At 65.0% G+C, this 18,966-nt stretch carries 15 protein-coding genes and 2 pseudogenes; 3 read left to right on the forward strand and 14 right to left on the reverse strand.

What is annotated here, in order from left to right; all coding sequences use genetic code 11:
• The first annotated feature begins 780 nt into the window (after positions 1-780).
• The gene (locus ABVN20_RS27755; RefSeq protein WP_368558986.1) at positions 781-1,788 is read left to right on the forward strand and encodes an Ldh family oxidoreductase; all 1,008 of its coding nucleotides are present in this window, start codon (positions 781-783) and stop codon (positions 1,786-1,788) included.
• A gap of 36 nt (positions 1,789-1,824) precedes the next feature.
• On the opposite strand, the gene ABVN20_RS27760 is transcribed toward ABVN20_RS27755, so the two are convergent.
• The 10 genes and pseudogenes from ABVN20_RS27760 to ABVN20_RS27805 all read right to left on the reverse strand — a co-directional run bounded on the left by ABVN20_RS27760 (position 1,825) and on the right by ABVN20_RS27805 (position 12,748).
• Positions 1,825-3,405, reverse strand: a complete 1,581-nt coding sequence (locus ABVN20_RS27760; RefSeq protein ID WP_368558987.1) for an aldehyde dehydrogenase (NADP(+)) — start codon at positions 3,403-3,405, stop codon at positions 1,825-1,827.
• Between the two features lie 68 nt (positions 3,406-3,473).
• Positions 3,474-4,874: pseudogene (gene abaF, locus ABVN20_RS27765) on the reverse strand (fosfomycin efflux MFS transporter AbaF).
• 73 nt (positions 4,875-4,947) lie between these two features.
• Positions 4,948-5,867, reverse strand: a pseudogene (locus tag ABVN20_RS27770) (dihydrodipicolinate synthase family protein).
• 125 nt (positions 5,868-5,992) lie between these two features.
• Positions 5,993-7,021, reverse strand: a complete 1,029-nt coding sequence (locus ABVN20_RS27775) for a proline racemase family protein (protein ID WP_368558988.1) — start codon at positions 7,019-7,021, stop codon at positions 5,993-5,995.
• 110 nt (positions 7,022-7,131) lie between these two features.
• Positions 7,132-7,854: an amino acid ABC transporter ATP-binding protein gene (locus ABVN20_RS27780; RefSeq protein WP_368558989.1), complete on the reverse strand. Its 723-nt coding sequence runs from the start codon at positions 7,852-7,854 to the stop codon at positions 7,132-7,134.
• Positions 7,847-8,497 (reverse strand): amino acid ABC transporter permease, encoded by a 651-nt coding sequence (locus ABVN20_RS27785; RefSeq protein ID WP_368558990.1) that lies wholly within the window; start codon positions 8,495-8,497, stop codon positions 7,847-7,849. Before ABVN20_RS27785 ends, ABVN20_RS27780 begins: the two co-directional genes overlap by 8 nt.
• Before the next feature lie 10 nt (positions 8,498-8,507).
• Entirely contained in the window at positions 8,508-9,173 is a 666-nt protein-coding gene (locus ABVN20_RS27790; RefSeq protein ID WP_368558991.1) for an amino acid ABC transporter permease, read from the reverse strand.
• A complete protein-coding gene (locus ABVN20_RS27795; protein ID WP_368558992.1) occupies positions 9,166-10,938 on the reverse strand; it encodes an aconitase X in 1,773 nt (590 codons plus the stop codon). Before ABVN20_RS27795 ends, ABVN20_RS27790 begins: the two co-directional genes overlap by 8 nt.
• A gap of 10 nt (positions 10,939-10,948) precedes the next feature.
• The gene (locus ABVN20_RS27800) at positions 10,949-11,767 is read right to left on the reverse strand and encodes a transporter substrate-binding domain-containing protein (RefSeq protein ID WP_368558993.1); all 819 of its coding nucleotides are present in this window, start codon (positions 11,765-11,767) and stop codon (positions 10,949-10,951) included.
• 231 nt (positions 11,768-11,998) lie between these two features.
• A complete protein-coding gene (locus ABVN20_RS27805; protein ID WP_368558994.1) occupies positions 11,999-12,748 on the reverse strand; it encodes a helix-turn-helix domain-containing protein in 750 nt (249 codons plus the stop codon).
• A gap of 1,066 nt (positions 12,749-13,814) precedes the next feature.
• Between ABVN20_RS27805 and ABVN20_RS27810 the strand changes: the two genes are divergently transcribed.
• On the forward strand, positions 13,815-14,135 hold the full coding sequence (locus ABVN20_RS27810) for a DUF6124 family protein (RefSeq protein ID WP_368558995.1): 321 nt from the start codon (positions 13,815-13,817) through the stop codon (positions 14,133-14,135).
• Between the two features lie 451 nt (positions 14,136-14,586).
• Complete coding sequence (locus tag ABVN20_RS27815; protein WP_368558996.1) at positions 14,587-14,907, forward strand: DUF6124 family protein; 321 nt, start codon at positions 14,587-14,589, stop codon at positions 14,905-14,907.
• Positions 14,908-15,345: 438 nt separating this feature from the next.
• Here ABVN20_RS27815 and ABVN20_RS27820 read toward each other — a convergent pair whose 3' ends face one another.
• The 4 genes from ABVN20_RS27820 to ABVN20_RS27835 are packed head-to-tail and all read right to left on the reverse strand — an operon-like array spanning position 15,346 to position 18,872.
• Complete coding sequence (locus ABVN20_RS27820) at positions 15,346-16,602, reverse strand: FAD-dependent oxidoreductase (protein WP_368558997.1); 1,257 nt, start codon at positions 16,600-16,602, stop codon at positions 15,346-15,348.
• The gene (locus tag ABVN20_RS27825; RefSeq protein ID WP_368558998.1) at positions 16,599-16,835 is read right to left on the reverse strand and encodes a (2Fe-2S)-binding protein; all 237 of its coding nucleotides are present in this window, start codon (positions 16,833-16,835) and stop codon (positions 16,599-16,601) included. The genes ABVN20_RS27820 and ABVN20_RS27825 overlap by 4 nt, the downstream gene beginning before the upstream one ends.
• Positions 16,828-17,943: an NAD(P)/FAD-dependent oxidoreductase gene (locus ABVN20_RS27830; protein WP_368558999.1), complete on the reverse strand. Its 1,116-nt coding sequence runs from the start codon at positions 17,941-17,943 to the stop codon at positions 16,828-16,830. Before ABVN20_RS27830 ends, ABVN20_RS27825 begins: the two co-directional genes overlap by 8 nt.
• The gene (locus ABVN20_RS27835) at positions 17,940-18,872 is read right to left on the reverse strand and encodes a 4-hydroxyproline epimerase (RefSeq protein WP_368559000.1); all 933 of its coding nucleotides are present in this window, start codon (positions 18,870-18,872) and stop codon (positions 17,940-17,942) included. The genes ABVN20_RS27830 and ABVN20_RS27835 overlap by 4 nt, the downstream gene beginning before the upstream one ends.
• Between the last annotated feature and the right edge of the window lie 94 nt (positions 18,873-18,966).

Raw genomic sequence — 18,966 nt, forward strand, 5'->3', positions numbered from 1 at the left:
GCCCCCTGTGGGAGCGAGCCTGCTCGCGATAACGATCTGACAGTCACCCCAATATCAACTGACGGACACTGCCCCTGTGGGAGCGGGCTTGCCCGCGAAGGCGGTCGGCCAGCCGCCACATTATCTGCTGGTGTACCTGCCCCCTGTAGGAGCGAGCTTGCTCGCGATGGCGGCCTTCGACTTTGTACATGTCCATTGCTGCGGTCACGGCTGCTTATGGTTTCGCCCTTACGGCGAGTCCCTTTTGGCAAGCGCGCCAAAAGGAACCAAAAACGCTCGCCCCAGCGTACGGCCCCTCGCCAGGGCGAGGGGTTCCTTCGCTCCGGCATCCATCCGGGGACATCGCCTCCGGTTTGCTTCGCTGCACCTCCTCTCGATGTGTGCGGCTACGCCGCACGGCGCTGCGCGCCTTCTCCCCGGATGAATGCCTCCACTCAGCCTGCCGAAGGGGCGGGTGGATCAAGATCAAAAGCAGATCAAGAGCAAGATCAAAGGCTTGCTGTCCTGTTCTCCCCCCCTGTAGGAGCGAGCATGCTCGCGATGGTCGTCAACGATGACGCGGGATGTCTGGATGCCTGCGGTGTCTGGTCCACCATAGCGAGCAAGCTCGCTCCTACAGGTTAGTCCGCGGTCTTTGTGGGAGCGGGCTTGCTCGCGAAGGCGGTGGTTCTATTGCCATGGGGGTTGGATGTGCCGAATTCGTCATTGCTCCTGGCTAAACGGATCAAGCCTTGGGCCTCCTTCTGCGCCAGGCTGAACGGTCTGTTCAAGGAGTGGATTATGATCCGACTGACCCTGGCCGAGGCTCGTGAGCTGGCCGAATCAATTTTGTTGCACAACGGTTTCAATCTGGCCCACGCCCAGGCGGTGACGGCTACGGTGATTGCCGGGGAGCGTGATGGCTGTGCGTCGCATGGTTTGTACCGGGTGCTGGGCTGTGTGAATTCGCTGCGTGCGGGGAAAGTGTCGGCGGATGCGCAGCCGCAGGTGGTTGATCAGGCGCCGTCGATTGTGCGGGTCGATGCTGCCGGTGGTTTTTCGCAGTTGGCGTTTCAGGCGGGGTTGCCGTTGTTGATGGAGAAGACCCGGGCCAATGGCATTGCCGCGCTGGCGATCAATCGTTGTGTGCATTTTTCGGCATTGTGGGTTGAGATCGAGCAGCTGACCGCCGCCGGGTTGGTGGCGCTGGCGTGTAATCCCAGCCATGCCTGGGTGGCGCCGGCGGGGGGGCATCAGCCGGTGTTTGGTACCAACCCCATTGCCTTCGGTTGGCCGCGGCCGGGCAAGGATCCGTTTGTCTTCGACTTCGCCACCAGTGCGATTGCCCGGGGCGATATCGAGTTGCATCGGCGGGCAGGCAAGGCCATCCCGGAAGGCTGGGGCGTGGATGCACAGGGCCAGCCGAGCACCGATGCCAACGTGGTGCTCGATAGCGGTGCGATGCTGACTTTCGGTGGGCACAAGGGCTCGGCGTTGGCGGCGATGGTCGAGTTGATTGCCGGTCCCCTGATTGGCGACCTCACCAGTGCCGAGTCCCTGGCTTATGACGCGGGCAGCAAGTCATCGCCTTACCATGGCGAGCTGATCATCGCCTTCGATCCGCAGCGGTTCCTTGGCGGCAGCAGCGAGCAGCATCTGGCGCGGGCCGAGGTGTTGTTCGACAGCATTCAGGGCCAGGGCGCCCGCTTGCCGTCGCAAAGGCGCTACGAAGCACGGGCGCGCAGCCTGGAGGAGGGCGTGCAGATTCCTGAGGCGCTGTACAACGATCTGAGGGCGTTGCTGGGATAACGACAAAGCGCCACCGAACCCTCGGTGGCGCTTTTTTTACAGCGCGTCGCGCGTACTTGCACCGTCCACCAGTCGGGCGATGCCCAGCGGGTTGGCGTTCTGCAAGGGTTCGGGCAACAGCGCATCGGGGCAGTTCTGGTAGCACACCGGGCGCAGGAAACGCTCGATGGCCAGGCTGCCGACCGAGGTGCCGCGGGCATCGGAAGTGGCCGGGTAAGGGCCGCCATGCACCATGGCATCACAAACTTCGACACCGGTCGGGTAGCCGTTGAACAGCACCCGGCCGACTTTCTGTTCCAGCAGCGGCAGCAGGCTGGCGTGTTGTTGCAGGTCACCGGCCTCGGCAATCAGCGTCGCCGTCAGTTGCCCGTGCAGGCTGTGCAAGGCGCCTTGCAGCTCGGCTGCATCGGCGACTTCCACCAGCACCGTCGCCGGGCCGAACACTTCTTCCTGCAACAGCGGGTTACCGTCGAGCAACAGGCTGACGTCGGCCTTGAACAGTTGCGGCTGCGCTTGGCTGCCGTGTTGTTCGCCACCGGCCAGGTGCTCGATGCCCGGTTGCGCCCGCAGGGCCTGCACCCCCTTGGTGTAGCTGGCGAGCGTGCCGCGGTTGAGCATGGTCTGCGCCGGTTGCTCGGCCATCAGCCCCACCAGCGAGGCGGTGAAGGCACTGAAGGCCGGCGAGCGGATGCCGATCACCAGGCCTGGGTTGGTGCAGAACTGGCCGCAGCCGAGCACCACCGAGGCGGCCAGTTCACTGGCGATTTTCTCGCCGCGCAGATGTAAGGCCTCGGGCAGTATCACCACCGGATTGATGCTGCTCATTTCGGCAAACACCGGGATCGGTTGCGCACGGGCGGCGGCCATGTCGCACAACGCGCGACCGCCCTTGAGCGAACCGGTAAAGCCCACGGCCTGGATCGCCGGGTGCTTGACCAGCGCTTCACCGACCCCGGCGCCATAGATCATGTTGAACACACCCTTGGGCATGCCGGTCTGCTCGGCGGCGCGGATGATCGCATCGGCTACGTGCTCGGCGGTCGCCATGTGCCCGCTGTGCGCCTTGAACACCACCGGGCAACCGGCGGCGAGGGCGGCCGCGGTATCGCCGCCGGCGGTGGAGAAGGCCAGGGGGAAGTTGCTCGCGCCAAACACCGCTACCGGGCCGACGCCGATCCGGTACTGGCGCAGGTCCACCCGTGGCAGCGGCTGGCGCTCGGGCAGCGCACGGTCGATGCGCGCGCCATAAAAATCCCCACGGCGCAGCACCTGAGCAAACAGGCGCATCTGGTTGCTGGTGCGCAGGCGCTCGCCCTGGATGCGGGCGGCGGGCAGGGCGGTTTCGCGGCTGACCAGGCTGATGAAGTCGGCGTCCAGCGCTTCCAGCTGCGTGGCGATGGCCTCGAGGAATTCGGCGCGGCGACTGGCCGGCAGGGCGCGAAAGATCGGGTAGGCCACAGCGGCGGCTTCGGCGGCGGCATCGACTTCTGCGCCGGTGGCCTGGCGGAAGGTGTAGGGCAGGGCGTCACCGGTGCTGGCGTCAAAGCTGCGCAGGGTGATGTCGCCGGCAGCGCTGCGTGCGCCGCCGATGTACTGGTGGCCGATGATCTCGGACATGGAAACTCCTTTTGCAAAAAGCGGGGGACTGCGGGACACGACAACGCGTGTCCCGCAGGGAGGGAAGGTCAGGCCAGCGAATCGCTGCGGCGGGCGCCGCTTGCCTGGCCGGCGTTTGCGGTGGCGGCGACACGGGCGGCTGCCTCGCTGTCGACCAGGTGCAGCGACTTGCCACGGGTTTCCCGGGTCAGGCCGACGGCGACGATGGAGATCAGCGCAGCAGCCACCAGGTACAGCGCGATGGGGGTCGAACTCTGGTACTTGTTGAGCAGGGTGATGGCAATCAGCGGTGCCAGCGAACCGGCGAAGATCGGCGCCACCTGGTAGCACAGCGACAACGCGGTGTAGCGCACGTGGGTCGGGAACATTTCCGCCATCAAGGCCGAGTAGGGCGCGTAGGTCATCGACTCGATGGCCAGGCCCAGGGTGATCGCGGCCATGATCAGCCAGTTGTTGCCGGTGTCCATCATCGGGAAGCCGACGAAACCCCAGAACGCCGTGAGCACCGCGCCGGTCAGGTACACCGGTTTGCGTCCGACCAGGTCAGACAGGTAACCCATCAGCGGGATCAGGAAGAAGTGCAGCAGGTGGGCGCCGAACATCAGCAGCAGGATCTGCGTGGTGTCCTTGTGCACCACCAGTTTGAGGTAGGTGATCGAGAACGTCACCACGGTGTAGTAGAGGATGTTTTCGGCGAACCGCGCGCCGATGCCGACCAGCACCGAGCGCCAGTGGTGACGCAGCACTTCGACCACGCCCAGTTGCTGCTGTTTGGTCTGTGCCTGTTTGGCCTGGGCTTCCTTGAAAATCGCCGCGTCATCGACGCTGGTACGGATCCAGTAGCCGATCAGCACCACGAGCGCAGACAACCAGAACGCCACACGCCAGCCCCAGGCGAGGAACTGTTCTTCCGACAGGGTCGACGACAACGCCAGCAGGGCAATGGTCGCCAACAGGTTACCGGCTGGCACACCGGCCTGCGGCCAACTGGCCCAGAAGCCGCGGCGGTTGTCCGGGCAATGTTCGGACACCAGCAAAATCGCGCCGCCCCATTCACCGCCGAAGGCGAAGCCCTGGATCAGGCGCAGCAGCACCAGTAGCACGGGCGCGGCGTAGCCGATCTCGTTGAAGCCGGGCAGGCAGCCCATCAGGAAGGTGGTGATGCCGACCAGCCACCAGGCTCAGTTGCAGCAGGCGTTTGCGCCCGAGTTTATCGCCGTAATGACCGAACACCAGGCCACCCAGGGGGCGGGCGAGAAAGCCGACGGCATACAGGGCGAAGGCGGCGATGATGCCGTCGATGGCATTGCCGGTCTGGCGGAAGAACAACTGGCCGAGACCAGGGCCGAGGCGGTGCCGTACAGAAAGAATTCATACCATTCGGCGACGGTGCCGGCCATGGCGGCGGCTACGACACGCTTGAGTCCGGCAGGTGGGGTTGCGCTGTGAGTGTGTTGAGTGTTGGGCATGCTGGCGTTTCCTGTAGCGGCGCAAAAAAACAGGCAACCGGGCCGGGTCCTCGCGGACCCACCCGGCAATCACTCAGAGACCGACGTCTGGCAGGTGCGGACGGTCGGCCAGGGCCTGTGGCGCATGATCTGCTCGACAAACACGCGGTCGGCTTCCGGCAGGGCCAGGCGCGGTGGACGGGTCAGCGCGCTGCCGCGACCGGCGATGGCTTCGCACAGCTTGATGCACTGCACCAGGTCGGCACGGGCATCCAGGTGCAGGATCGGCATCAGCCATTCGTAGATCGGCATGGCTTCGGCAAAACGACCGGCCTTGGCCAGGCGGAAGATGGTCTCGCCTTCTTTCGGGAACACGTTGGACATGCCCGAAACCCAGCCTTCGGCGCCCACGGCGATGCTTTCCAGAACCACGTCGTCGAGGCCGGCGAACAGCACGAAACGGTCACCGACTTCATTGCGCACGTCGATGAAGCGGCGGGTGTCGCCCGAGGAATCCTTGAAGCACACCACGTTGTCGCAGTCGGCCAGGGAAATCAGGATGTCCGGGGTCACGTCGTTTTTGTAGATCGGCGGGTTGTTGTAGACCATCAGCGGTACGTCGGCGTTTTTCGCCACGTAGCGGTAGTGCTCGGCGGTCTCGAACGGCTTGGAGCCGTAGACCAGCGCCGGCATCAGCATCACGCCATCGACGCCGACCTTGCGCACCGAGTTGGCCACCTTGGCCGCTTGCACGCTGGTGAACTCGGCCACGCCGCAGATCACCGGCACCCGGCCACGGGAGGCATCGACCGCGACTTCGGTCACGGCGATTTTTTCTTCGGCGGTCAGCGAAGTGTTCTCGCCCACCGAACCGCACACCACCAGGCCCGATACGCCGTCACGAATGACGTTGGAAATGACTTCGTGGGTCTTGTCCAGGTTAATGGTGAAGTCATCGTTGAATTGCGTGGTGACGGCGGGGAAGACGCCACTCCAGTTAATGCGCTTGCTCATTGTTGCCTCCGGTTTGTTTATTGTATTTCGTATACGATATTTAAAATGAAACGAATCGGCTAGTACTGTTTCGGGTTTTTCAGTGATTTTTTTTGCCGTTGGTCCGGGTGTTCACCCGGCCCGGCTTACGCTCCCGGCCAGGTGTCCGAGAGCCGGTAGCCTTGCGGCCATGGGTCGGCCGGGTCGAGCAGCAGTTGATGGGTGCCGGTGACCCAGGCCCGTCCGGAAATGCACGGGTAGATCGCTGGGCGGCCGGCCACTTCGGTCAGCGAGTCGATGCGACAGTGGAACTCGGAGCCGATGATCGAGCGACCGATGAAGCGATCACCGACCTGCATCAGGCCCTTGGCCTGCAACACCGCCATGCGCGCCGAGCAACCGGTGCCGGTGGGCGAGCGGTCGATCTTGCCCGGTTGAATCACCACCGCATTGGCGCCGGTGGCAATGCCGTGCGCCAGGACCAGCGGGGCGGCGAGCTGGCAGAAGGAAATGTGCGACCACTCGGGGTTCAGCGGGTGGCTGAAGCCCAGCTGCTCATTGGCGGCGCGGGTGATCTTGAGGCCGACGGCCACCAGGTCTGCCGCTTCATCGGGACGGATGGCAAAGCCCAGGCCCTGGGCATCGGCGATGACGAAGCTGTCGCCGCCGTAGGCGGTGTCGACCTTGAGCGAGCCGAGCCCTTCGACTTCGATCCACGCATCGAGGCGGTCGGCGAAGGACGGCACGTTCTTTACCTCGACCCGCTCGACCTTGCCGTCACGGCAATCGGCCACGGCCTCGATCAGGCCGCCGGGGGCTTCGAGCACCAGGCGGGTCTGCGGTTCGGTCATCGGCAGGATGCCGGTGTCGAGCAGCACGGTGGCCACGCACAGTGAGTTGGAGCCGGACATCGGCGGGGTGTCGGCCGGTTCCATGATGATCCAGGCCATCTGCGCCCGCGGGTCCTTGGCCGGCACCAGCAGGTTGACGTGCCGGAACACGCCGCCACGGGGTTCGTTGAGCACGAAGTTGCGCAGGGTATCGTCCTGGGCGATCCAGCGCGATTGCTCCCACACCGTGGCGCCGGGTGGCGGGGCGACGCCGCCGACGATGACGTCGCCGACTTCACCTTCGGCGTGGCAGCTGACTACGTGGATGACTTTCGATGAGCGCATGGGTTGCTCCTTGGGTTGTCTGTTCGGGCGCTATCGCGAGCAAGCCCGCTCCTACAGGGTTAGCGGCGTACCCCCTGTAGGAGCGGGCTTGCCCGCGATAGGGCCACCACCTATTTCACCGACTTGAGAAACGCCGCCGTCTCCGCATGCACGGGATTGCCGATCACCTGGTCCGGCGAGCCGATCTCATGCACCAGGCCATTGCGGAAGAACGCCACGCGGTCGGACACATCGCGGGCGAAGCGGATTTCGTGGGTCACCAGCACCATGGTCATGCCGTCCTCGGCGAGCATGCGCATGGTGTCCAGCACTTCGCCGACCAGTTGCGGGTCGAGGGCCGAGGTGGCTTCGTCGAACAGCATGTAGTCCGGCGACATGGCCAGGGCGCGGGCGATGGCCATGCGTTGCTGCTGGCCGCCCGAGAGCTTGCCGGGGAACACCTTGAGCTTGTCGCCCAGGCCCACGTGGGTCAGTTGCTGCACCGCCAGCGCCTCGGCTTCGGCCTTGCTCTTGCCCAGCACCTTGCGCGGCGCCAGCATCACGTTTTCCAGCACGGTCAGGTGCGGGAAGGCGTTCCACTGCTGGAACACGATGCCGATCTTCTGCCGCAGGCGATTGAGGTCGGTGGCGCGGTCGTGCACCTCGATGCCGTCGACGCGGATGCTGCCTTTCTGGATCGGTTCCAGGCCGTTGATGCACATCAACAGGGTCGACTTGCCCGAACCCGAGCCGCCGATGATGGAGACCACTTCGCCCTTGTCCACGGTCAGGCTGACCCCCTTGACCACATCGAGGTCGCCAAAGGATTTGTGTACGTTTTCGATCTCAATCATTTTCTTGCCACCTTGTTTCCAGACGAGCGCCGAGGCGAGCGACCACCAGGCTCATGACGTAGTAGATGAGGCCCGCGATGCACAGCACCAGCAGGGGTTCCTGAATGCGGGTCACGATGGTTTGCGAAGCGCGCAGCAGTTCGACGATGCCGATCCACATCACCAGTGCGGTGTCTTTCATCACCCCCAGCACCAGGTTGAGCCAGCCGGGGAAGGCCACCCGCGTGGCGATCGGCAGGACGATGAAGCGCAGGTCCTGGAAGAAGCTCATGCCCAGCGAACGGCTGGCCCGGCGCAGGGTCAGCGGCACCGCCAGCACGCCACCGCGCACGATCTCGGTGAAGTACGCGGCGGCGTAGATCCCCAGCACCACGCAACCGACGGTGAAGGCGCTGATGTTCAGGCCGGCGATGCTCTTGAGCGAGTTGAACAGCACGAACTGGATCAGCAGCGGCACGCTGCGAAACACGTCCAGCACCCACGCCAGCGGCAGGGTGGTGCGCGGCAGCATGGCGCGCAGCAAGCCGAAGATCAGCCCGGCGAACGTGCCGAGCAGGATCGCCCAGCACGTCAGTTGCAGCGTGACCCAGGCGCCGTTGAGCAGGAACAGCAGATCGTTCCAGGTAAAGCTGGTGGAAAACATGGTCACGTCCTCAGTAGCGGAACAACCGCCAGGCCATCAGCCTGGCTGTCGCGACAATCGCCTTGGCGATCAGGTAATACAGCACCGCCGCGATGGCGAAATACTCGAAGGTGCGGAACGTCTTGACGTTGTAGTCCTGGGTCACGCCGGTGAGGTCGTTGTTGAGCCCGACGATCACCCCCAGCGAGGTCATCAGCACCGCCCAGACCATCTGGTTGCTCAGCGGGTAGAACACGATCCGCAGCAGTTGCGGGACGATGATCAGCCGGTAGGCCTGGAAGGCGCTCATGCCCAGCGAGCGGGCGGCGCGCACCTGGGTGCCGGGCACGGCCTTGAGGCCGCCGCGAAAATTCTCCGCGAGATAACCGGCGTTGTTGAAGGTGATCCCTGCCAGCAGGGCGATCCACGAACTGACGTGCAGGCCCATCGAGCCCAGGCCGAAATACAGGATGTAGATCTGGAACAGCGACGGCGTGTTACGGGCGATCGACACCCAGCCGTTACCGATGCCACGCAGCAGCGGTTGCTTGGTCTCGCGCATGACCGTCAGGGCCAGGGCGATCAACACACCGAAGATCATCGACAACGCCGCGGTCTCGAACGTGACCCAGGCGCCGGCGAGCATGTCCGGCAGGGCGCGCAAGGCGGCGCGCCATTGGAAGGTGTAGTCAAACATGCGCAGGGGTCTCCATCGGCAGGGCAGGTTGCAACCAGGTCGGCAGGCGTCCGCTGGCGGTGCCAGTGCAAGCGGCGTCGACGCATTCGGCGAGGCTGGCGAAATGCACCGTGCGCCCCACCAGGCCAGGTGCGTAGTGGGCGTACTTGCCCGAGTTGGTCATCAGGGTGGTGGCGTCCGGCGGGATCACCGGCTCGCCGAGCATGCACCAGCAGGTGTCGGTCACCAGGGTGGCGCCAAAGCGTTCGATCTCGGCCAGGTGCCCGGCGGCGCGGGCTTGCTCCAGTACCGCACGACCGCAGGTAATGGCCAGCACCGTTGCCGCGTGCTTGTCGCGGCCGCGGCACAGGCGCGCCAGGTGGGCGAACTCGCCGAGAGAGAAATGCGGGTTGCCCAGGGACACGATGTCCACGCGGGCCTCCCTGGCACTGTTGAGTTCGCGCCAGCTGCGCAGCAGGTCCGGCAAGCTGATCTGCTCCTCGGGCAGCACCGTGTCGGCGTCCAGCACCTGGGTCGGGTCCAGCGCTTCGGGAGTGACCCCGGCGATGTGGAACAACGGCGCGGCGGACGTGGTGGCGAAGGCCGCGCCGAAGGCTTTCAGGTCGTCGAGGCTGGGCGCCTGTCGTTCCAGGCCCAGCACCAGCGGGATGCGGGTGCCGGCGAGGGCGCCGACGTGGTAACCGAGCAAGGGGTAGAACGCGTCGTCGAGTTCGCCCAGTGGCGGCAGTTCGATCAGCAGTTGCGCCTGACGCTGGGCCTCCAGGTGGCAGCCGATCATGGGCGCACGGCCGGTCAGGGCAATGCAGATGTCGAGGTAGTCCGGGTACTTGAGGGTGCGCGCACCGAGCACGCTGTTGGCGTAGACCACCGCATTGGATTCGGCCCAGACGATCTGCTCGCCGGCCTTGGGGGCCGTGTCGAGCAGGTACGGCGCACAGGTGAAACTCAGGCTGGCGCCCATCGCCATGTAGGCATCGCCCAAAGCACTGGCCGGCTCGCCGAGCGCCCTGTCGATGCCCAGCTCGCGCCAGCGGCGCTGGTCCACGGAAATTGAATTGAGGGTGGTGGGCACACGCACCTGCGCGCCCCACTGCACCAGTTGTTCGGCAAAGCGCAGGCTCGCCGGCCCCGTGTAGATGCAGCCGTCGATGTGCGCCTGGGTCACGTCCAGCAGGCGCGGTGCGCCTTGCAGCTCGGCCATGCGCAAGACGATCCGCATGGCCATCTGCGCGGCTTTGCCGTGCTTGCCATCGAGCAGGGCATGGTCGAACTCACTGAGTTCGATATGGCCGCCGCTTTCATGGCTGGGCAATGGCGTGTCCGGCGCTTGCCAGGCATCGCCGGGCGCCTGCTCGAACAGGCTCAGCCCGGCGTTTTCGACACGGGCAAAGGCCTTGCCGCGCAGAGCGGCGAAGGCCTCCCGGCCGATGCACAGCACCGGCAGGGAACGCCCGAAAATCGCCTGTGCCACCAGCACGCCCAGGGTCAGGATCTCATCGGCTTCGGCCAGCACCAGCGCCGCCGGTGCATGACCGTTGCTGATCAGCTCCATCATCACGCTGCTGCCGGTGCACGAGCCGCGTCCGCTGGGGATGGCCAGCACCCGACCGCTCAGCTGTTCGCCGCTGAGCGGGTGATGACGGTCGATGACCTCACCGCTGAAGGGATCGACCCCGCCCCAGAAACTCAGGCCGACATCGGCGAACAGCAGCGGGCCCTCGGCGCAGCCGCCAATCAGGCTGCGCCCGAGCAGTGGCAAAGGCATGCCGGGCACCTTAGTAGTAGACCTTCGGCACGGTCAGGTCGGTCGGCGGGATCTCGGTGCCGACCCACTTGGTGAACAGCTCCTTGTAGCGACCGCTGCGCACCTGCTGGTTGACGAACAGGTTGAGGTAGTTGAGCAGGCCGTACTCGTTGCGCTTGGCACCCAGGGACACGTAGTCGATGGTGTACGGCGCGTCGCCGGCGATCTTCAGGTTTTTGTATTTACCCGACTTGATGGTCGCGGCTGCCACGGTGTTGGTGACCACGGTGGCGTCGATGTGCCCCTGGGCGACGGCCAGCAGCGTGTCGTTCTGCGACTGGTAGGCGCGGAAGGTGCCGCTGCCCCATTTCTTCACGTCGGCTTCCAGGGCGATGGCTTCGAAGGTACCGCTGGTGTTGCCCAGGGCCTTGCCCTTGAGGTCGTTGAAGTTGTTGATGCCGGTGTTGTCGCGGGTCAGCACGACCATCTGGAAGGCGAAGTACGGCACGGTCAGGCCCACGGTCTTGGCGCGTTCCAGGGTGTCGGAGGTGGAGGCGACGATCACATCGGCGCGTCCCGAGACCAGCGCTGGAATGCGATCCGGGAACGGCGTCTCGACCACTTCGGCCTCGACCCCGAGGATCTTCGCCAGGTCGTTGCAGTAGTCCACGTCGAAACCGGCCGGGTTGTTACTGGCATCGCGAAAGCCCATCGGCGGGAAGTCCAGGGTCACGGCGCAGCGCAGCTTGCCGGAGCCGATAATGTCGTCGAGCTTGTCGGCCTGGGCGGTAGCCACGAAGGAGGTACTGAGAACAGCGCTGAGGGCTACGGCAAATGCAGGGTTTTTCATAGAAGCCTCGTGATCGGAAAGTGCTGTTAGATATCGTATTGGGGATTTCGTATACGATATTAACCTTTAGCAATCAGCGTGCCGGAATGACGCTATTCGGACGAAATGCCAGCAGCCCGCGAATCAGCGCGGTTGCGGGTGAGGGTGTGGGGCAAGGCGGAGGGAGGGTGCAACCGGGGGGTGTTACTGAAGGGAGCACGATAGGTGTGCGGCGCCCCCTAACGGAACATTTCAGCGCCGTCCTTCGCGGTACTGGCTGGGGGAGAGGCTGGTCAGTGCGCGGAACTGGCGGCTGAACGCGCTGTGGTCGGTGTAGCCGCAGCGCAGGGCGATCTCGGTGATCGGCAGGTCGGTCTCGAGCAGCAGTCGCGAGCCTTCTTCGAGGCGCGATTTGTGGATCATCTGCCGGGGCGTGAGCTGGAACACCCGCTTGCAGTGACGTTCGAGCTGCGCCACGGAAAACCCGGCGATGGCGGTCAGCTCGGCAAGGCTTATGGGGCGGGCGAAATGCCGGCGGATGTGCGCGTCCACCGCGGCGAGTTTCTGGAACGCCGGGTGGTTGGACTGCGGCAGTTGCAGGTCGCGGGAGATGCCGGCCAGGCCGACGATCTGGCCTTGTTCGTTGTGCAGGGCGAGTTTGTGGGTCAGGCACCACACGGGTTGGTTGCCCAGGTACAGGTGCAGTTCCAGTTGGTCGGCCAGTTCGCGGCCGGTGGACAGCACGCGGCGGTCCTGGGCGGTGTACAGCGGTCCGTAGCGGGCGGGGAAGACTTGGTCGGCGGTGAGGCCGAGCAGGTCTTCGCGGCGTTTGAAGCCGCAGCGCAGGGCCAGGGTCTGGTTGACGAAGACGTATCGGGCTTCACAATCCTTGATGAAGAAGGCGACGTCCGACAGGGTATCGAGCAGCGTGGCGATGGGGTCCAGGCTGCTGAGGAGGGTGGGCAGGTCGCAGGGTTTGAAGCTGTTGAGTGAGGGGAACATGGTGGGCTTGGGGTGGTGGCGACACCCTGGATCATAGAGGCTCGGTGGCGTTCTGGTCGATCTGATTTCTCCTCCTGTACACGGTTCCCCCCCCTTGTGGGAGCGAGCCTGCTCGCGATGGCGGTCTTACAGTCACCCCAATCTCTACTGACGGACACTGCCCCTGTGGGAGCGGGCTTGCCCGCGATGGCGGTCTTACGGTGTACATATCCGTTCCTGCGGTAACGGCCGCTTATGGTTCCGCTCTTACAGCGGGTCCCTTTTGTCAGACGCCACAAAAGGAACCAAAAAGTCTCGCCCCAGCGTACGGCCCCTCGCTGCCGCTCGGGGTTCCTTCGCTCCGGCATCCATCCGGGGACATCGCCTCCGGTTTGCTTCGCTGCACCTCCTCTCGATGTGTGCGGCTACGCCGCACGGCGCTGCGCGCCTTCTCCCCGGATGAATGCCTCCACTCAGCCTGCCGAAGGGGCGGGTGGATCAAGATCAAAAGCAGATCAAAAGCAGGATCAAAAGCTTGCTGTTCTCCCCCCGCCCCCCCTGTGGGAGCGAGCCTGCTCGCGAAGGCGGCCTGCCAGCCGCCACATTATCTGCTGGTGTACCCGCCCCCTGTAGGAGCGAGCATGTCGAGGCGTCGAACCGTCGCGATGGTCGTCAACGATAACGCTGGCAGCCTGAATGCCCGCGGTGTCTGGTCCACCATCGCGAGCAAGCTCGCTCCTACAGGGGATGGTTCTGTCAGACGAATCCACATTTGTCTCGCCTTGCGCCTTTGCCTACAACTCCGCCAGAATCCGCCGGCTTGTGTGCTTTGGCGCTGGTCCCTAATGTCTGTGTATCGCTGCCAATTCAGCGATCGGGTTTAGCGATCCGACTCTACATAGGCATCACACCGCTCCAAACACTCAGGCTTTTGTGTCTGCAATGGCGTGTCATGGCGGCTGTGCGTGGGAGACCTTCGGGTCTACCCGGGATTCCTATGTCCCGGATCGCTAACCCGCGCATAGCTGCCACCCTTACTTGTTTAGCGATAGGTCATGGTGGCGAAGAAAATCCATAGGAGACTGCCATGCCAAAACCAACCCCAAATCCCCCCGAATCCTCCCCACAAACCGACCCGGTTGACGACCTCGGCTTCGACCCCGCGCTGCTGAAATCCGCATCTCCCCACACTCCCAGCACCATGTTCCAGATTGCCCCCGACATCGACACCGAAGCACTGCTGGCGAGCGCCTGTGAATCCCTGGCCTCGGCGAGCATCCTGGCCGGTGATCTCTCGGTGTTCGTGGACGGGCCGCAGCGCAGCATGTTGCTGGGTATTCAGCAGATCATCATGCTGGCCGACCTGGCGGTGAATCGGGCGCTGGACAACCTCGCCCCAGCAGGTTGAACAAATCCCCTGTAGGAGCGAGCTTGCTCGCGATGGTCGTCAACGATAGCGCTGGCAGCCTGAATGCCCGAGGTGCCTGGGCCTCCATCGCGAGCAAGCTCGCTCCTACAGGGGATGGTTCTGTCAGACGAATCCACGATTACCTCGCCTTCGCTTTTGCCTACAACATCACCAGAATCCGCTGGCTTGTCCGCTTGGGCTGTCATGTTTACCTTTTTCTTGTCGCTGCCAATTCAGCGACCGGGCGTGGAACCCCGAAGAGTAAACGGCGCAAAAGCGCTCGTCATAACGTATGCTTGCGCGCTTTTCAGCGCTTCGTTATGGCGGCTGTGCGCGGGAGACCTTTGGGTCTGCCGGGTTCCGTTTACCCCGGGTTCCAACCTGCGTACAGCTGCCACCCTTCGCTTGGAACCGAAAGGTGCAGCTCTAACCTGTAGACGGAGCTCTCATCATGCCAAAACCAACCCCAAATCCCCCTGAATCCTCCCCACAAACCGACCCGGTTGACGACCTCGGTTTCGACCCCGCGCAGCTGAAATCCGCATCTCCCCACACTCCCAGCACCATGTTCCAGATTGCCCCCGACATCGACACCGAAGCCCTGCTGGCGAGTGCCTGTGAATCCCTGGCCTCGGCGAGCATCCTGGCCGGTGATCTCTCGGTGTTCGTGGACGGGCCGCAGCGCAGCATGTTGCTGGGTATCCAGCAGATCATCATGCTGGCCGACCTGGCGGTGAATCGCGCGCTGGACAACCTCGTCCCAGCAGGTTGAACAGATCCCCTGTAGGAGCGAGCTTGCTCGCGATGGTGGTTCAGGCAACGCTGGGTGTCAGACAGCCAGCGTCATCGTTGACGACCATCGCGAGCAGGCTCGCTCCCACAGTTGGCGCGATGCGCTGATTTGGCTTTTGATCTTGCTCTTGATCCACCCGCCCCTTCGGCAGGCTGAGCGGAGGCATTCATCCGGGGAGAAGGCGCGTAGCGCCGTGCGGCGTAGCTGCACACATCGAGAGGAGGTGCAGCGAAGCAAACCGGAGGCGATGTCCCCGGATGGATGCCGGAGCGAAGGAACCCCGAGCGGCAGCGAGGGGCCGTACGCTGGGGCGAGACTTTTTGGTTCCTTTTGTGGCGTCTGACAAAAGGGACCCGCTGTAAGAGCGGAACCATCAGCAGCCGTTACCGCAGGAACGGATATGTACACCGTCAGGCGTCAACCCGGCGGAGCCTCGTCCACGCATAAAAACGTTTCAATCCGCGCCGGGCTGAAGGGCGGTCGCGGGGCCGAGGGTTGCCAGTCGAACAGATATTGCAACGCCCCACCACACACCCGGCCCTGGCAGGCGCCCATGCCGCAACGGCTGGCCAGTTTGGCTTCGCGCCAGTCGTGGTGTCCGGCGATGGCGGCATAAGGCACGTCCTCGCAACGACACACCAGGGTGTCGGCCTGCGCCAGCGATTTGAGTTTCGCGTCGAGCCGAAAAGTGTCGTTCAGCGTCTGGGCAAACCCCTGCCAGCGCGCCCGGCGTGGCCACAATTGTTGGGCCGCCGCGGTGTTGCCGACCGCCGCATGCCCGGCAATTTCCCCCTCGACCAACGCCAGTTCACTGCCGCCAAAACCGGTGCATTCACCCGCCGCATAATGATCGGCCAGGGTCGTCGCCTGCCAGGCATCCACCGCCAGCGCGGAACCCGTCACTGCGCAGCCCAACGCCTGGCCCAACTGGATGTTGGGAATCAAGCCAAAACCGCAGGCCAGTCGATCACAGGCCAGTTCGACGATCTTGCCCTGCTGGCTCAGGCGTACACCTTCCAGGCGGTCGTTGCCCAATGCCGCCACGACGTGGGTGTCGGTACGGTACTGGCGATCGAACAGAAACAGCGACTGTGCAAGCTTGTGCGGCCAGCGCGGCAGTTGCACGGCAAATCCTGCGACCGCTGCCAACCCAGCCTGCTCGGCGATGCGCGCCACCTGGGCGCCGTTGTGTCTGGCGGTGGCGGCGCTGGCGAGCAGCAGCGGGCCGCTGCCGGCGATCACCACGTGTTCGCCCTGCACCGGCAGGCCGCCCTTGATCAGCGCCTGCAGGCCGCCCGCCCCGGTGACGCCCGGCAAGGTCCAGCCGGGGAAGGGCAGCAGCAATTCGCGGGCGCCGGTGCACAGGATCAGTTTGTCGTAGTCGATCAGCCAGCCGCGTTCGGCATCTTCCACCAGCAATTGCTTGTGCCCCGGGTTGGCGATGACCCGCGTGCCGGGGTGATGGCGGACGTTGGCGCAGGCGTGCAGGCGCTCGCGCAGTTGTCGTGCCTGTTTCGGCAGGCTGGCCTGCGGGCCGTCGCGCCAGATCTGGCCGCCGGACAGCGGGTTGTCGTCGAGCAGCACGATGCGTGCGCCACTGGAGGCGGCGGCGAGGGCGGCGCTCATGCCGGCGGGGCCGGCGCCAATGATCAGCAGGTCAGCGGATTCGTTCATGGTCGGGTCTGCACTTGCATGTCGTCCTGGCACAACGTCTGGCAGGCCAGCCGGCGGCGGCCGTTGATGGTGACCCGGCATTCCTGGCAGATGCCCATGCCGCACAGCGGTGCACGGCGCTGGCCGCTCACCGAGGTGCGCGTGCTGCCGTCACCGGCCTGGGCCAGGGCCGCGGCCACCGTGGTGCCGTCGGCCACGTGCAGGGCGTGGCCATCCACAATCATGTCAGGCATGCACGGTCTCCCCGAGGAATCGTTGTGGCAGATAGGGTTGCGCCGCCAGCGGCGACGCTTCGTTGAACAGCTGCGCGACCAGCAGGTCGGCGGTGCCGGGCGCCGTGGTCACCCCCAGCCCTTCGTGCCCGACTGCCAGCCACAGGCCTTTGCGTTGCGGGTGCTGGCCCACCAGCGGCAGGCCGTCGGGGCTGGCGGCGCGAAAGCCGGTCCAGGCGCGGATGCCGTTGAGGTGGGCCAGGTCCGGCATGTATTCGGTGGCGCGCTTGAGCATCTTCGCCAGCATCCAGCCCTCGACCTGCGGATCGGTGGTGCCGAATTGCCGCGAGGCGCCGATGAACAATTGCCCGGTCGGCCGTGGCTGGATGTTGCAGGCGGTCGAGGGGCCCTTGGCGTTGTGGGCGCTGGTGACATAACCCAGTTCCACCAGCGTGTGGGTGACGGTGCCGGGGTAGCGGTCGGTGATCAGCAGGTGGCCCTTTTTCGGCTCGATGGGCAGCTCCGGGCATAGCTCGTTGGCCTGGATGCCATTGGCCAGGATGACTGCCTCGGCCTGCAACCACTGGCCGTCTTCGAGGCGTACGCGGTTACCGTCCACCTCGCTGACCCGCGCCCGTCGTTGTTCGATGTTGGCGTGATCGAGCATCCAGCGGGCGGTGGCTGGTGCGTAGAGAATGCCGTCGCCATTGATCAGCAAGCCGCCTTCCAGGCCTTCGCGCAACGCCGGTTCGCGTTCGCGCAGGGCGTGGCGCGCGACCAGTTCGCAGGCCACGCCCTGGGCTTGCAGGTTGAGGAACTTGCTCTCGGCCACGGCCATTTCTTCGGGGTTGGCCGCCAGCCACAAGGTGCCGTTGCTGCGGTAGGCGCAGCCGTCGGGCAACTGCGGCGCCTGTTCGCGCCAGCGTTGCAGCGAGTATTGGCTCAGGGCCAGTTCGGCCGGGTTGTCGTCCAGCACCAGCAAGTGGCCCATGCCGGCGGCCGTGGCCCCGTGCAGGCCGGCGTCGAGCACCAGCACGCGCAGGCCGCGCCGGGCCAGCGCCTGGGCGCAAGCGGCGCCGATGATGCCGGCGCCGATCACGATCACATCGGCCACCTGGCCTTGGCTCATGGGCGAATGCCCCAGGCGAACGGGTCGTCCTGCTCGATGATCAGGCTGGCTTCGGCGCTGATGAAGGCGCGGCCACGGATCGTCGGGACGATGCGCTCGCCTTGCCACTCGTAGGAGCCTTCGAACTCGCTGCCGATCACGCTGGCCTGGCGCCAGATCTGCCCCGGCTGCAATTTGTCATCGGCGGCCAGGCACGCCAGTTTGGCGCTGGTGCCGGTGCCGCAGGGGGAGCGGTCGTAGGCCTTGCCGGGGCACAGGACGAAGTTGCGGCTGTCGGCCTGGGCATCGTCGGCGAACAACTCGACGTGGTCGATCAAGCCGCCGTCTTCGCCGCGGATGCCTTGCACGTCCAGCGCCTGCTGCACGGCGTAGGTGTAGGCGGTCAGGGCTTCGAGGTTATCGCCGGCCACCCGCAGGCCATGCTCGGCAATCAGGAAAAACCAGTTGCCGCCCCAGGCGATGTCACCGACCACCTGGCCGATGCCCGGTACTTCGAGCGCCACCGCCTGGCGATAGCGGTAGGCCGGCACGTTGCGCACGCTGACGCTGTGGTCGGCATGCAAGGTGGCCTGCACCGTGCCCACCGGCGTCTCGATGCTGTGCACGCCCGGGCCGATCTTGCCCAGGTGGGCCAGCGAGGCGACCAGGCCGATGGTGCCGTGGCCGCACATGCCCAGGTAACCGGTGTTGTTGAAGAAGATCACCCCGGCACAGGCGCTGGGGTCGACCGGCTCGCAGAGCAGCGCGCCGACCAGCACATCGCTGCCCCGTGGTTCGAGCACGCAGGCGGCGCGCCAGTCATCGTGTTGCTCGGCAAGGATCTGGCGGCGCTCGGCCATGCTGCCGTTGCCCAGGTCAGGAAAACCGGCGGTTACCAGGCGGGTGGGTTCGCCGCCGGTGTGGGAGTCGATCACGCTGATGCGTTTCATGAAGGGGCCACTCTCGCGTTCGGATGGATGAACGCAAGCGTGGCGTGTGCGGGGCGTGGCGGCTTGATGGTTTTATTCTGCACCAATGACGAAA

The organism is Pseudomonas sp. MYb118 (assembly GCF_040947875.1).
GTDB lineage: Bacteria > Pseudomonadota > Gammaproteobacteria > Pseudomonadales > Pseudomonadaceae > Aquipseudomonas.